This is a genomic window from Spiroplasma endosymbiont of Danaus chrysippus (assembly GCF_902809815.1).
Lineage (GTDB): Bacteria > Bacillota_I > Bacilli_A > Mycoplasmatales > VBWQ01 > Spiroplasma_E.
The window spans coordinates 183,232-196,454 of the sequence record NZ_CADDIL010000004.1 but is presented as its reverse complement, the minus strand read 5'-3'; the positions used below and the strand labels follow the sequence as shown (position 1 = coordinate 196,454).

Genomic DNA, 13,223 nt, shown 5'->3' with positions numbered 1-13,223 from the left:
TAAAGTATTAACTATTTGTGCTAGTCCATTTTAGCAGCTAAATGCAAGGCTGTATCACCATTTTCGTTTGTATAATTTATATTAGTATTTTTTTCTATTAAATTATTGATCTCTTTTTTTATTTCAGAACTAATTTTTTCTTCTTTAATTATATAATTCCAATAATTAAAATATGTAATATTTTGATATGAAGTGAGAGAATTTAAAATAACTGATATTATTTTTTCACCATTAATATCTTTATCATTCATTATTTTGTTCCTCCTTTTTGAAATCAAAAACTATTTATTTTAGTAAAAAATAAATGGGTTAGAAACATATAATAATTAATAATTATATTATAACACTTTTAGTATTAATTTTATTATTGTTTAAATAATTTGTAAATCTATTTCTATGTTTAATATTATTTACATGTATATAAAAAAATCAGTATTAATAAGTAAATACTAATTTAATATTAGTTATCTTTTAGTGATAGTGCTGTTAATAATTTATTGTATGTAGCAACAACATCTTGTTTTTTAAAGTATTTTAAGAAACGTTTTCTGCTTGCTACCATTTTTAACAAACTTCGTTTTGCAGTAATATCTTTTTTTTGTACTTGTAGATGGGCTGTTAATTCTAAAATTCTTTTTGTTAAATTAATAATTTGAACTGCAGAAGAACCAGTATCTTTGGCATTTAAGCGAAATTTTTTAATCAATTCATCTTGTTTAATTTGTTCCATATTTGACAACTCTCCTTTAAATATAATTCGGCTTAAGCAAAGCTAATATCGGAGAGAATATTAACAATGTTAAGTCAACACGGTTATAATAGTACATTAATTTTAAACATAAAACAAGTATTTTTTTAAAAAATATTTTTATTGAGTTTGTATAAAGAGATGATTTTTTATTTTTTTTCTTCATTTGCTTTTTTATTTTTTTTATCAAAAATAGTCACTTTACGTTCAGTATGATTAAGAATTCTTTTACAATTATCTCAATGACGAATAATAATTAATATTCAAATTAGAGCCATAGTTATATTAACAATATAGTATTGAGTGTCTTGTTGGGAAAGAAAAGAATGCAGTGGTATATTCGGTATTCATGATAAGATAAAAGCAAGTATCATCATTAACATTGAAGATAAAGATGACATTCTACTTAAATATAAAATAAATCATCAACTAGCAATTGTGATAACGCAATAAATAGGATTAATCATTAATAGTACTCCTAATGAAGATGCAGCTCCTTTACCACCACGAAAACCATAAAATAGTGGTCAACAGTGACCAATAATTGCAGCAAGACCAGTTGGATAAATATATGCTTGTTTAAACATTGTTTCATAATTAGGATTAGTAATATCAATAAAGGTTAAACCGTATGCAATTAAAATAGGGATAGCGGGCTTAAAACCATCAATAATTAAAATAATAGCTCCCCATTTACCACCCATAACTCGTGTTGAATTAGTAGCACCAGCATTTTTAGAGTAATAATCTCTAACATCGGTTTTAAATTTTAATTTACTAATAATAATTGAAGGTGAGATTGAGCCAATTAAATAACCAATGATAATAAAAATAAAAGTTCCTAATAGATTAATATGTGCCATTTTTTTCTCCATTCTTGTGCAAGTATTATGTTAATAAAAATTTTATTTTTTGGAAGTTAAAATGTTCTTTTTATCTTTATTATTATAATATAAATTATAAATTATTAATGTTAATAATATGATATTAATAACTGTACCAAAGGCATTTGCTGCTAGTAAGGGAATGTTTTTAATTAAACTAGCATAAATTATGAATGAAGTTAAGCCTATTTGATATATGCTATAAGAAATTAACGATAAACCTTTTGTGTTTTTAGTTTTAATTAGTTTAATAGTTTGTGGTAAAAAGGCAACTGAAATAAAAAAGGCACCTATATATCCAATAATATCAATTGCAATATTAGACATTTTTTTCCTCCTTATTTTTTTGTTTAATTAAATTATTAACAATAATCCCAATTATTATGAAATTTAGTGTAGCAGTAATAGTTTGACAAGTAATCATGGGAATATCATTACGAAGTATGCCAAATATTAAAAAAGTAAGACCCCCCAGTTGATAGATACTATATGAAAAAATAGAAAGACCTGAAGTATTTCTTGTTTTAATTAGTTTAATAGTTTGTGGTAAGAATGCCAAAGGAATACAAATGGCTGCAAGATACCCCAATATTTCTATAAAAATGTTCATTTTTTCTCCTTTTAATTAATTTAATTTATCATAATAATTATAATAAAATATTGTGAAAATAGTTATTTATTTTATTTTAAATAATAAAAAATGTGTTTTGATAAACACATCATTAATTTATTTTTCTTCTTCTTTAATGAAACATTTTTTACATAAAGATTTTCCTTCTTTTGTATCAAGAATGTCAAAAGGTTCAAACATCATTCCGCAATCAAAACATTTTACAGTTTTTGTTAAAGATTCATCATCAGTTTTTTTGTTTTTTTTATTGAATCATTTCATTATATCCTTCCTTTCTAAAATATTAAATAAGTGTGTTAATGACACACTTATTTAATATTTTTATTTAGCACAATCTTTACACAAACATTTACCATCTGCTGCTTTAGTGCATTCAGATGAACTTTTCATTTTCCCACAACCATCACATTTTTTTTGATCTTTTGCTTCTCAAGTTTTATCCCTTTTTTTAAATGGTCACATGTATATAACTTCCTTTCATCATATCATAATTACTCTACTCAATTATAACAAATTTTATTATTTTCTATGGTATTAACTATTTTTAAAACTTTTTTTGTTAAATTTTGATTAATTATTTTTTTCTATTTTAAGAATATTATTTTTGATTTCTTCAATTTCTTCAATATCAGTTATTCTATTAAATAAGTGAAAAAGCATATAGTTTAATTCTTTTGGTTTATGAAAGTGTTTTTTAAAAAATATTATTGTTTCATCAATAGTTGCCATTAGCGTTACTGCTTGTTTGGTGTTAATGCTATTATTTTGTAATGGTATACGAACAAGTGTTGGCAATTGACTAACAAACATGTAGTCTTCTAAAGATTTTTCTTTTTGTGTATAATAGAAAATTTGAAAAGCAATAATTTTAGCAGCAATTGTTTTAATAGCATTTTTTACTGCTGTAACTTGTGAATTAAGCATATTTTTGATTAATATAAGGTAATGAAGATGGTAATTGTTCCAATGGGTAAAATAATTGATAAAATTAAGTCTAAGTTAACATTAAACTTTTGAGCAAATATTGATTTTAATAAAGTATAACCATTTTGGAATAAAATAACAGATAAAAATAAAGCAAAGTTTGGTGTTTTTCATCATTTATGCATAATTAATATTTCTGTTTTAATTTTTAAAATATATCAAAAGAAATAAGAAGTTAATACCAAGATAGTACCATAAATTAATACAATGATAGTTGTTAGAAAATTGAAAAAACTAAAAACAATAGCTAAATTAACTGTAAAACCTAGATACATTTTAATATCATAAATTGGATAATCATTAGCAAATTGAGTTGTTAAACCATATTTTCTTTGAAATGCTCGACGACGATAAAGTTTAATGGTGGTTAGCCCTAAATACTGGACCACTTTTGGATAGACAGTTTTAAATTTTTATTTGTGAAATTGGTGGTTTTAGAAATTTAGAATGTATTCTTTCGTAATTATAAAACATAATATATTGGTTTACATCATTTATAGCTTCATTGAGAGAAAAATATTGATTTGAACCTTTAGGTAGTCATTCTTGAGATAAATGAGAAAATCAGTTTTCAGATATTACATTGCCACCAATATCATAAGGTTGTTTTTTGCTTAAAATTATTTGCTTATCAGCAGCTCAATTTGTGATGTCTTGACAATAAAATTCGTTGGCGTTATCTGAGTGTAAAATAACGTTTTTTACTTGGTTTCAAGAGAATTGTTGATTTATTTTTTCAAGTGCAGGAAGGATTAAATCTTGATAGGATTTGTTTGAACATGTATTATAGCTTACAATATTATTTGAATAAAAATCAATAATTACAAAAAGATATAATCAACCTTCTTTAGTATTTATTTGTTTAGTGTCCATTGATCAAATTTGATTTGAAGAGGTTGTACTTTTATAATCTTTGTTTACTTTATCCATTGTAGGTATTCACTTATTTGGATTTTTTTTGTTTTTAGGATAGTTATTTTTAGTTTGTTTTAATCCTTGAAGATTGTGATCTTTCATAATTTTTCGCATTTGTTTTGTTGATAATTCTAGATTTAAAATAATATGTTTGTATTGTTTTAATCATTCTTTAAATGCTGAAAAAATTCGTAAATAGCCATAAATTTGTCCTTTTCTTGTAAAATGAAATTCAAGTAAAAGTTGGCATAATTCTTGATATTTATGTGTACAATTACTAATTTGATTTTTTTCTTTTTTAATAGGGTTTTGTTTGTTTTTTACAAAATAATATGTTGATCGGTTTAGTTGAAGATGTTGGCAAAGATATCTAATTGAATATTGGTTTTTGCTATCATCAATAATTTGAATTTTTTGTTTGATATTTAACTTGTTAATTACTAATGCTATTTGTTTAATTTTATCCATTATTAAAAATCCTTTCATGTCAAAATTAGTGTTAATTGTATAACACAATTGTTTTTCGAATACATTCAAGTTTTTTTTAAATTAATGGTCTAGTAAAAAGGGCTAAGTAGCAAGTAGCAAGTAGCCGGCAGATATGCTATAAGTTTTATAATATTCTTTAAATTCAGAACTAAATTCTTTATCAGTTACTCTATTCAATAATTCAGTATTGATTGCTCCAGGTGAAATTACTGTAATTCTAATATTAGTTTTATCCTTTGCTACTTCTTCTCATAATGATTCACTAATTGCTCTAACTGCTCATTTTGTTGCTGAGTAAACTGCTTCACCAGCATGAGCAAAATGACCAGCAATTGATGAAATATTAATGATATGACCTGAATTTTGTTGATACATTAATGGTAATGATGCGGCTATACCATAAAGTGTTCCTTTAATATTGAAATCAATTGTTTCATCTCAGTCTTTAATGTTTTTTTGTTTTAAAGATGTTAGTATCATAATTCCTGCGTTATTAATTCAAACATCAATTTTATTAAATGTTTTAATTGCAAATTGTGCTAGTTTTTCTACCTCATGATGTTTGGTGACATCAGTTACTAAATAATTTGCTTCACCATTTTTATTTTTAATACTAGTGACTAATGCTTTAAGTTTTTTTTCTCTTCTTGCAGCTAAAATTAATTTATGACCCACGCTTGCTAATAACTTAGCTGTTTCCATACCAATACCACTAGAAGCACCTGTGATTACAATAACTTTTGATTTCATGTGTAGTCAGCTCTAAACTATTGATCAACAATGATCAATTTTTTATTTTTAATAATTAATGCAATTAAAATTGCTTTTAACAGAAAAGTTTAATAAATATATGTATAATTAATGAATATTAAATTAAATAAAAAATAATGATTTACAAAATTAAGTAATTGTAAATTCTCTGCTTAAGAGAATAAAAAAGAAACAGGGGTAAAAAATGGTAAATTATAAAAAAATTAATTGATTTATTTTAGTAATTATTATTCTTGGTCTTTTATTTATGATAATTGGATTAAGTTTACTTACTAGCAAAGTGTTAATAGGAGGTCATACAGAATTGGTCACTAATGGTTTTGGATTAATCGCGCGAAAATATAAAGAGTATTCTCATTTAAATGGAATTTTAGATGTATTTAATAATAATTTAAATGATTGATTTAACATTTCAAATGTAAGATGTGGTGTTGTTTTTACAATATTTTTAACTCCCATATTTTTATCTATAAGCATAATTTGTTTTTTATATAATTATTATATTTTTAAATTTTCTAAAAAGTAAAATAAGAATAACATTATTTTTGTTAAATATTTATTAGAATTTATGTATTTTTTATTTAGTTAACTAATGAATCTAATCATTATTATTAAAATCAGCAATTTTGATAGTATATTCAAAAGTTTCGCTTGAAGTTACATCAACAACTTTGCCTTCAATCATTACCTTTATTGTTATTGGATAATTCATTTTGTAGTTTAAAAATTGATCACCTACTGAAATTGCTTCTACTCTGCATTTCTCTAAATGTTCTTTAAATGAATTTGTTAAATTTGGAATAGTAACATTGTTTAAATCATTAATGAATCATTCTCAAGTTTTATTAATACTAGCTTGATTATAAGCTGCTTGAAACAAATTACGCATATAATCTAATGCTACTTGTTCAGCGATAATGTTATATTTTTTTTCTATTGTTGTTTTTCTATCCCTTACTGCAAACATTCCACTTGGATAGTCATTATTTTTTAATAAGAAAATTCTAGTGAGTGGTGATAAGTCTAAAAGTTGAGTAATATAAATAGTCATATTATCTAAGTTTTCTCTAATTTTATTAACATCATTAAAACCAAAACCAGGTATTGTATATTTAACTGTTTCATAGTTATTATTAGTGTTATTTTGATTTTCTTTTTTTTCTTCGTTATTGGTTACTTTTGTTTTCATTATAATTTTGATTTTTTCATTGATATTTTTATTGTTCATTAGTGTTTCTCCTTTTATTTAATAATAGAACCTAGGTTATTTAGTAATACTAAATTGACCTAGGTACTAAGAAAATATAAATATAAAAAAATATTATATTTTATGAATTACTAAAATTATTTAATTATGATTTTTTTAACTTCTTTAACAGTAAAGTGGAATTTAATTGATGAACTAGCAGTTACTTGTGGTGCATTAGGTACGGATGCTACAACTTTGTAAATGAAGTTCATTTTATAGTTTAGTGCATCTCCTGAACTTATATATTCATTTAAACATTTTTTAGTATGTTCTTCAAATTGATTTTCTAAATCGTTAATAGAAATATCTGTTTGATTAGCAATTGATCATTCTCATTGTTGACCTTGTGCTAATATATATGCTTTTGGAGCTGTTTCTTGAAGTCTAGTAAGTAAATATTGTGGTACAATTGGTGTTATACCAGCACTTGTTACTAATACGAATGTTCCATTTGGATATTGTTCATCTTTTAAAAACGCAACTTTTTCTGTAGCTGGTAAAGATTCTAATATTTGATTAATATATGGAACCATACTGTTTAAGTTAGTTTGCACACCAATAGGTTCGATATTATTTTGTCCAGGTTGTGGCAGCCATTGTATATTCAATCTTTAATTCTCCTAAAGAAAATGTAGTTTTTTGCATATTTTATTCTCCTTTGTTACTAAAATAAATTATTATTTTTAGTTTTGGTTTGTTTTTAGTATTAAGATTTACCTAATGTAATATATTTTTATTTTTTAATATCAATAATAGTAAGATATTTATAATAATGTGAAAGTGATATTAGATAAAAATATTTTTTGTAAATCTTAATTTAAGTCTATAATTGAAAAAAAGAATATACAATAAAAAAATAATGTCTGCATAAAAATATAAATTTTTCTAATATTTTATTTTTAATAATGTTTAAAAGAAAACTAAACAAAAACAATTATTTTTTAAAATATTATCAATAGTTAAATTTGTATATTATAATGATTTTATATATTTATGTTATAATCAAGAAAATTATCATTAATATTAAAAATAAATCAATATTGGAATTTTTTAAATATTAATTTGTGGGTGTTTTAATGACAAGAATGGAAAAGTATAAAAGTTTACGTGAACAAGTTGCTAAAGAAATTAAAGAAAATAGTAAGCTTTGAGAACAAGAACAAAAAATAGAAAATTATTATCAGCAACTAATAAAAATTGATAAATCATATTTTCAGCCAATTTTTCAAAAATTAAATTCTGATTTAAATTTAGTTAATTTTGAAAATTATTTTATTAAAAATAATGAACAACATTTAGATGATAATGATAAATTAATATTGGAAAATATGTTAGAAAATATTAATAATATTTTAAAAAAATATAGTGAAAATATTGATTTTGAAATAGTTGATGTGCCATTAATAAGTACTAACTTGGAATATCAAACGTTAATTAATAGTATGCATAATAAAATAAATGAATTTCAAAAAGACTTAGAAAGTAAAATTCATGATGTCAAAAATTTTGTTAAAAATTTAGAATTTAAATATAAAAAGTATAAAATAAATAATAGTGATCTTAATAAAGGACTAAAAGAAATTAATCAAGAACATAATAATTTTCAAGATGAATTACAAAAAATTAAAATTAAGCATAATTATAAATGAAGTTTAACAGTATTTAGTATTATCATTATTTGTTTAATTTTAATAGTCGTGTTAGTATTATCATTAATATTATTTATTAAGTAGAGAATGGAGAAAAACAATGTACCCAAAGATTAATATTGCAGTAGATGGTCCAGCAGCTAGTGGTAAATCAGCAGCAGCATATTTGCTTTCTAAAAAAATTGATTATCAATTTATGGATACAGGAATTATGTATCGTAGTTTTACTAATTATTGTTTAAAAAATAAAATTGCTTTTGAAAGTGAAGATTTAATACTTGCAGCATTACAATTTTTTGATATAAGATGAGTTAATGGTCATTTTTTATTTAATGATCAACCACCAACAGAAGAAATTTATGATAAAAATGTTACTAGTAAAGTACCAATAATTGCTTCGTTATCTGAAGTTAGAAAAGTTATGGTTACTAGAATTCAAGAAATGGTTAGAAGTCAAGGCTTTATTGTCGTTGGCAGAGATATTAGTAGTGTTGTTTTACCTGATGCTCAATTAAAGATTTTTTTAACTTCTAGTTTACACGCTCGTAGTGAAAGAAGATATAAACAGTATATTAAAGAGGGTATTAATATTACACAAGAACAAGTATATAACGATATGGTAATTCGTGATAATGTTGATAAAACTCGTAGCACTGGTCAACTAGTAATTGTTGAAGGTGCAGTTATTTTAGATAATAGTGATTATAATTTACAAACGACCGTTGATAAATTAAAAGTTTTATATGATAATTACTTTAGTCATAAAAAATAATATTTTAAATATAAGGATTTGAATAAAATGAATAAGTTACCAAAAGTAGTAATTGTAGGACGCCCTAATGTTGGTAAATCTTCAATTTTTAATCGTATATTACAAAAAAAAGTAGCAATAATTGAAGATATGCCTGGAGCAACTAGAGATCGAATTTATGGCATTGGTGAATGATTAACACAAAATTTTGTGATTATTGATACGGGTGGTATTACTAAAACGATTACTAATTTTACTCAACAAATCAATCAACAAGTTAATATTGCTTTAGCTGAGGCTGATATTGTTTTATTTGTTTGTTCTTATCAAGAAGGTCTAACTCACGAAGATGAAGATATTGCCAAATTATTATACAGAACTAAGAAACCGGTTATTATTATTGCAAATAAATATGATAATGTTCAAAACGATAATGATAAAATTTATGATTATTTAAAAATTGGCTTTGGCGAACCAATTTTAGTATCTGCTAGTCATGGTGTTGGTTTTGGTGATTTATTAGATATGATAATTACTAAGTTACCAAAAGAGGTTCATACAGAAAAAAAAGAACATATTAATTTAGCAATTATTGGTCGTCCCAATGTTGGTAAATCAAGTTTAGTTAATACTATTCTTCAAGAGAATAGAGTTATTGTTTCACCAATAGCAGGAACAACAACTGATGCTATTGATAGTAATTTTGTTTATAATAAAAAACAATATTGTGTTATTGATACTGCTGGAATTCGTAGAAAAGGAAAAATTACTGAAGATTTAGAAAAATATAGTTTAATTAGAACTACTAATGCTATTGAACGTAGTGATATTGTTTTGTTTTTATTAGATGGTAGTGTTGAAATTCAAGAACAAGATTTAACAATAGCAGGAATGGCAAAAAATTTAGATAAGCCAGTTATTATTATTGTTAATAAATGAGATTTAGTTAAAAAAAATGAAAAAACAATGCAAGAGTTTACTAAAAAAATAAAAGAAAAATTTAAATACCTTGAGTATTCTTTTGTTGTATATTTATCTGCTTTAGAAAATACTAGAATTCATACTTTATTTGCTACTATTAATGAAGTATTAGTTAATATGAATTTAAGAATTAAAACAAGTATTCTTAATGAAATAATTAATAAAGCTCAATTAATTAATGAGCCGCCCTACTTTAAAGGTGGTAGATTAAAGATATATTACACAACACAGGTTGAAAAAAATCCGCCTACTTTTATTTTAATGGTAAATGATCCACAACGATGTCATTTTTCTTATGAACGTTTTTTAATTAATCAAATTCGTGAACGATTTGGTTTTCAGGGTGTACCAATTAAATTAAGATTTAGAATGCGTAAGTCATTGTATAATAAACAATAAAAAAGTGTAAAATTTTGTGATTATATTTATTTTAAAGAAAATTATTGTATAATAAGTTAAGTAACGTTTTTGTTTTATATTTGTTTTTATAATTTTTTATGTTAAGATTTGTTTATTATTAAAAAATATAAAATTGGTTTTTAAAAACCTAGAATTCAGGAATTTTATATATGGATATTCAACAAGATTTTTATCTTAAAAAATTTTTTATGCTTGTTATGTTAAAAATGTAGTTTTACCTATTTCTTTTTGGTTGGTGGTTAGCCCTAAATACTGGACCACTTTTGGATAGACAGTTTTAAATTTTTATTTGTGAAATTGGTGGTTTTAGAAATTTAGAATGTATTCTTTCGTAATTATAAAACATAATATATTGGTTTACATCATTTATAGCTTCATTGAGAGAAAAATATTGATTTGAACCTTTAGGTAGTCATTCTTGAGATAAATGAGAAAATCAGTTTTCAGATATTACATTGCCACCAATATCATAAGGTTGTTTTTTGCTTAAAATTATTTGCTTATCAGTAGCTCAATTTGTGATGTCTTGACAATAAAATTCGTTGGCGTTATCTGAGTGTAAAATAACGTTTTTTACTTGGTTTCAAGAGAATTGTTGATTTATTTTTTCAAGTGCAGGAAGGATTAAATCTTGATAGGATTTGTTTGAACATGTATTATAGCTTACAATATTATTTGAATAAAAATCAATAATTACAAAAAGATATAATCAACCTTCTTTAGTATTTATTTGTTTAGTGTCCATTGATCAAATTTGATTTGAAGAGGTTGTACTTTTATAATCTTTGTTTACNTTGTATCGTAGTTAAAGTACGTCAGGATAAACGTATTATTAACAAATCAGTTTATATAGCTTTAGGAGTTGATTTAGAAGGTAAAAAAGATGTTTTAGGTTTATGAATTAGTGAAAATGAAGGTGCTAAATTCTGATTAAATAATTTTACAGAAATGAAAAATCGAGGCTTAAATGATATTCTTATTGCTTGTAGTGATAATTTAACAGGCATGTCAGAGGCAATACAATCAGTTTATCCTAAAACTGAACATCAATTATGCATAGTTCATCAAATTAGAAATAGCTTAAAATATGTTTCATACAAACATCGAAAGTCTCTAGTTATCGATTTAAAGCCAATTTATACAGCATGTAGTGAAGAACAAGCAATGCAAGCTTTAGAATCATTTGAAAGTAAATGAAATAAACAATATCCACAAATTGCTAAATCTTGATATAAAAATTGAGAAAATTTAATGGTTTTTATTAGTTATCCAGCAGAAATTAAAAGGGTAATTTATACTACAAATGCTATTGAATCTGTTAATAGCCAATTACGAAAAGTTATTAGAAATAAAAAAGTTTTTCCTAATGATATGGCAGTTTTTAAAATTTTTTACTTAGCAATTGAAAATATCACAAAAAAATGAACATTGCCTATTCAAAATTGAAATACAGCAATTGCTCATTTTATGATAAAATTTGAAGACAGAATTAATCTGAACTAGTACTTTGTAAAACAAAGAAACACAGATTACTAAAAAGCCTCGGCATTTTTTTATTATTAATAAATACTTTTTATTTCTGTTTGTTTATTAATAGAATTTAATTTACTTTGTAATTTATTAATTTTATTTTGTTTTTTAATTTCTTTTTTATTTGGGTCTGTTAATGATTTACCAAATGCAACTAATGTTTTTCCTAATTTAATTAAAACATAACCCCCATTAATACATAAATTAGCAACTATAATAATTATTGTAGTATCCATATTAATCACCACCTTTCTTTAAAATATTTGATTAATTTTTAATATGATTTTTACAATGATAAATATAATTAAACCTGCTGTTGCTGATGATAAAATTACTCCTATTAAACCTAAAATAATTTTTATAATTTTAAAAAACATAATATTATTCCTGTAATTCTTCTAATTTTCATACATTACCTTTTAAATTACCTTTTCCAGTATAAATAGTAATCCATTTTGCATGTTGAACTGATAAAATTACTATATTAGCACTATCATTAAAGGTTTGTATTTGTACACCAGCAATTTTTTTATTAGTTATAATAAATTCTTGAATAGTATAAACTGGATTATATATACTTCAAGAATAATAAACTCTATAATGTTTATTCTCTTGAAAATCATAAGTAATTTGTCAATTATCTCATTTATTTTTTTCTCTTGTTCCTATTTCTTTTTAATTATCTTTACTTGGACTAGGTTGTGGTTGTTTTTCTAATATTTCATTAATTGCTTGTAATAATTTTTTATTTTGAGTTTTTAATAATTTATATTCATTATTTTCCAATAAATCTTTACAAAGTAATGAATTTTCTTCATCATTTAGTAAAATTTCATTTGTTTCAGTATTATATTTAAAATAATCATTTGAAAATTTTTTGTCTTTTATTTTTTCTTTTAACTCATTAATAGCTCCGACAATAGTTTTATTAGTAGTTTCTAAATTAGGAATTTCAGTACCAATAGTATTAATACCAAAAGCATATTTAAATTGGTCTTTATCCATTTTATCTTCTAATTTTTTATCTAAAGTTCTTAAATTAACTCCATCTTGTGGTTGTGTTGGGTCTGCTATATCAACAATTCTAGTATTATTTGAAGTAATAATTCTTTTTTCTTTAGGTTGAATAATATTAGGTGAATTAGGGTCTATTTCTCATAATGATTCACCACTACTACCACCAGTAGCACTAATTTTATTATTTTCATCAATAGTAATATT

The 13,223-nt window shown here is 23.5% G+C and carries 21 protein-coding genes and 1 pseudogene; 6 read left to right on the top strand and 16 right to left on the bottom strand.

Annotated features, from left to right (window positions below):
• Window positions 1–20: 20 nt before the first annotated feature.
• The 11 genes from SPIRDC1_RS06340 to SPIRDC1_RS06290 all read right to left on the bottom strand — a co-directional run bounded on the left by SPIRDC1_RS06340 (window position 21) and on the right by SPIRDC1_RS06290 (window position 5,401).
• A complete protein-coding gene (locus SPIRDC1_RS06340; protein ID WP_174481056.1) occupies window positions 21–251 on the bottom strand; it encodes an ankyrin repeat domain-containing protein in 231 nt (76 codons plus the stop codon).
• 209 nt (window positions 252–460) lie between these two features.
• Window positions 461–730 (bottom strand): 30S ribosomal protein S15, encoded by a 270-nt coding sequence (rpsO, locus tag SPIRDC1_RS06335; protein ID WP_174481055.1) that lies wholly within the window; start codon window positions 728–730, stop codon window positions 461–463.
• 167 nt (window positions 731–897) lie between these two features.
• On the bottom strand, window positions 898–1,623 hold the full coding sequence (gene plsY / locus SPIRDC1_RS06330; RefSeq protein ID WP_174481054.1) for a glycerol-3-phosphate 1-O-acyltransferase PlsY: 726 nt from the start codon (window positions 1,621–1,623) through the stop codon (window positions 898–900).
• A 30-nt stretch (window positions 1,624–1,653) separates the two neighbouring features.
• The gene (locus SPIRDC1_RS06325) at window positions 1,654–1,959 is read right to left on the bottom strand and encodes a SemiSWEET family sugar transporter (RefSeq protein ID WP_174481053.1); all 306 of its coding nucleotides are present in this window, start codon (window positions 1,957–1,959) and stop codon (window positions 1,654–1,656) included.
• Window positions 1,952–2,242: a SemiSWEET family sugar transporter gene (locus SPIRDC1_RS06320; protein ID WP_174481052.1), complete on the bottom strand. Its 291-nt coding sequence runs from the start codon at window positions 2,240–2,242 to the stop codon at window positions 1,952–1,954. Before SPIRDC1_RS06320 ends, SPIRDC1_RS06325 begins: the two co-directional genes overlap by 8 nt.
• Window positions 2,243–2,359: 117 nt before the next feature.
• Window positions 2,360–2,524, bottom strand: a complete 165-nt coding sequence (locus SPIRDC1_RS06315) for a hypothetical protein (protein WP_174481051.1) — start codon at window positions 2,522–2,524, stop codon at window positions 2,360–2,362.
• 60 nt (window positions 2,525–2,584) lie between these two features.
• Window positions 2,585–2,752, bottom strand: coding sequence for a hypothetical protein (locus tag SPIRDC1_RS06310; RefSeq protein WP_233214996.1), 168 nt, complete (start codon window positions 2,750–2,752; stop codon window positions 2,585–2,587).
• An 81-nt stretch (window positions 2,753–2,833) separates the two neighbouring features.
• Complete coding sequence (locus SPIRDC1_RS06305) at window positions 2,834–3,187, bottom strand: hypothetical protein (protein WP_174481049.1); 354 nt, start codon at window positions 3,185–3,187, stop codon at window positions 2,834–2,836.
• Between the two features lie 8 nt (window positions 3,188–3,195).
• On the bottom strand, window positions 3,196–3,636 hold the full coding sequence (locus SPIRDC1_RS06300; RefSeq protein WP_174481048.1) for a hypothetical protein: 441 nt from the start codon (window positions 3,634–3,636) through the stop codon (window positions 3,196–3,198).
• Between the two features lie 16 nt (window positions 3,637–3,652).
• Window positions 3,653–4,648 (bottom strand): IS3 family transposase, encoded by a 996-nt coding sequence (locus SPIRDC1_RS06295; RefSeq protein ID WP_174479968.1) that lies wholly within the window; start codon window positions 4,646–4,648, stop codon window positions 3,653–3,655.
• Window positions 4,649–4,732: 84 nt separating this feature from the next.
• Window positions 4,733–5,401, bottom strand: a complete 669-nt coding sequence (locus SPIRDC1_RS06290) for an SDR family oxidoreductase (RefSeq protein WP_174481047.1) — start codon at window positions 5,399–5,401, stop codon at window positions 4,733–4,735.
• A gap of 205 nt (window positions 5,402–5,606) precedes the next feature.
• Between SPIRDC1_RS06290 and SPIRDC1_RS10045 the strand changes: the two genes are divergently transcribed.
• Window positions 5,607–5,948, top strand: coding sequence for a hypothetical protein (locus SPIRDC1_RS10045; RefSeq protein ID WP_233214995.1), 342 nt, complete (start codon window positions 5,607–5,609; stop codon window positions 5,946–5,948).
• 72 nt (window positions 5,949–6,020) lie between these two features.
• Here the strand turns inward: SPIRDC1_RS10045 and SPIRDC1_RS06280 are convergent, their stop codons facing one another.
• A complete protein-coding gene (locus SPIRDC1_RS06280) occupies window positions 6,021–6,650 on the bottom strand; it encodes a hypothetical protein (RefSeq protein WP_174481045.1) in 630 nt (209 codons plus the stop codon).
• Between the two features lie 116 nt (window positions 6,651–6,766).
• Window positions 6,767–7,279, bottom strand: coding sequence for a hypothetical protein (locus tag SPIRDC1_RS06275; RefSeq protein WP_174481044.1), 513 nt, complete (start codon window positions 7,277–7,279; stop codon window positions 6,767–6,769).
• A gap of 477 nt (window positions 7,280–7,756) precedes the next feature.
• On the opposite strand from SPIRDC1_RS06275, the gene SPIRDC1_RS06270 reads away from it, so the two are divergent.
• The 5 genes and pseudogenes from SPIRDC1_RS06270 to SPIRDC1_RS10525 form a co-directional block, all read left to right on the top strand.
• Complete coding sequence (locus SPIRDC1_RS06270; protein ID WP_174481043.1) at window positions 7,757–8,404, top strand: hypothetical protein; 648 nt, start codon at window positions 7,757–7,759, stop codon at window positions 8,402–8,404.
• Window positions 8,405–8,420: 16 nt separating this feature from the next.
• Window positions 8,421–9,092: a (d)CMP kinase gene (cmk, locus tag SPIRDC1_RS06265; RefSeq protein WP_174481042.1), complete on the top strand. Its 672-nt coding sequence runs from the start codon at window positions 8,421–8,423 to the stop codon at window positions 9,090–9,092.
• A 27-nt stretch (window positions 9,093–9,119) separates the two neighbouring features.
• On the top strand, window positions 9,120–10,451 hold the full coding sequence (der, locus tag SPIRDC1_RS06260; RefSeq protein WP_174481041.1) for a ribosome biogenesis GTPase Der: 1,332 nt from the start codon (window positions 9,120–9,122) through the stop codon (window positions 10,449–10,451).
• 765 nt (window positions 10,452–11,216) lie between these two features.
• Window positions 11,217–11,265: pseudogene (locus tag SPIRDC1_RS10635) on the top strand (hypothetical protein); the annotation flags it as partial.
• Window position 11,266: 1 nt separating this feature from the next.
• Window positions 11,267–11,975, top strand: a 709-nt coding sequence (locus tag SPIRDC1_RS10525; RefSeq protein WP_174481098.1) for an IS256 family transposase, incomplete at its 5' end; no start/stop codon positions are given.
• Window positions 11,976–12,031: 56 nt separating this feature from the next.
• Here the strand turns inward: SPIRDC1_RS10525 and SPIRDC1_RS06245 are convergent.
• From SPIRDC1_RS06245 to SPIRDC1_RS06240, 3 genes are all read right to left on the bottom strand, one after another.
• On the bottom strand, window positions 12,032–12,238 hold the full coding sequence (locus tag SPIRDC1_RS06245; RefSeq protein WP_174481039.1) for a hypothetical protein: 207 nt from the start codon (window positions 12,236–12,238) through the stop codon (window positions 12,032–12,034).
• Window positions 12,239–12,256: 18 nt separating this feature from the next.
• Complete coding sequence (locus tag SPIRDC1_RS10330; protein WP_255495924.1) at window positions 12,257–12,379, bottom strand: hypothetical protein; 123 nt, start codon at window positions 12,377–12,379, stop codon at window positions 12,257–12,259.
• A 298-nt stretch (window positions 12,380–12,677) separates the two neighbouring features.
• Window positions 12,678–13,007, bottom strand: a complete 330-nt coding sequence (locus SPIRDC1_RS06240) for a hypothetical protein (protein ID WP_174481038.1) — start codon at window positions 13,005–13,007, stop codon at window positions 12,678–12,680.
• Between the last annotated feature and the right edge of the window lie 216 nt (window positions 13,008–13,223).